General features: G+C 72.5%; 1 protein-coding gene. It reads right to left on the bottom strand.

Going from position 1 to position 563, the window contains the following annotated elements; genetic code table 11:
* Nucleotides 1-563, bottom strand: a 563-nt coding sequence (locus AACR77_RS13815) for an HAD-IC family P-type ATPase (protein ID WP_042882274.1), incomplete at both ends; no start/stop codon positions are given.

Raw genomic sequence — 563 nt, forward strand, 5'->3', positions numbered from 1 at the left:
GCATCGGCGGTCTCCAGCGCCACGTCGGTGCCGCCTCCCATGGCGATGCCGATGTTGGCCCGCTTCATGGCCGGTGCGTCGTTGATGCCGTCGCCGATCATCGCGACCTTTTGCGTCAGACCGAGCTTGGCGATCTCATCGACCTTGCCCTCCGGCAGCAGGCCGGCGCGCCAGCCCATGCCGAGCTCGCCGGCGATGGCCTCGGCGGCGCGGGGGTTGTCCCCGGTCAGCATGATGCTCTGCAGGCCGAGCTGGTTGAGCTCTTGCAGCGCCGCAGCCGCCTCGGGGCGGATCTGGTCGCGAAGTGCCAGCAGGGCGGCCGGGGCGGCGTCAGGCTGACCGAGCACCACCACTGTCTTGCCTTGCTGCTCCAGGGTGGCGACCCGGGCCTGCATCGCCGCATCCAGGGTGGCGACCCGGCTCGGTGCCAGCAGCTGCCAGAGGACTCCGTCGATGCGACCCTCTACCCCCATGCCGGGCAGGGCGCGCAGCTCCTGGGCGGCGGCGAGGCTGAGGCCCCGTTCGCTGGCCGCCGTCACCACGGCGCGGGCCAGCGGGTGGTG

The sequence above is a fragment of the Aeromonas sp. ZOR0002 genome (assembly GCF_963866995.1).
In the GTDB taxonomy this organism is placed as follows: domain Bacteria; phylum Pseudomonadota; class Gammaproteobacteria; order Enterobacterales; family Aeromonadaceae; genus Aeromonas; species Aeromonas caviae.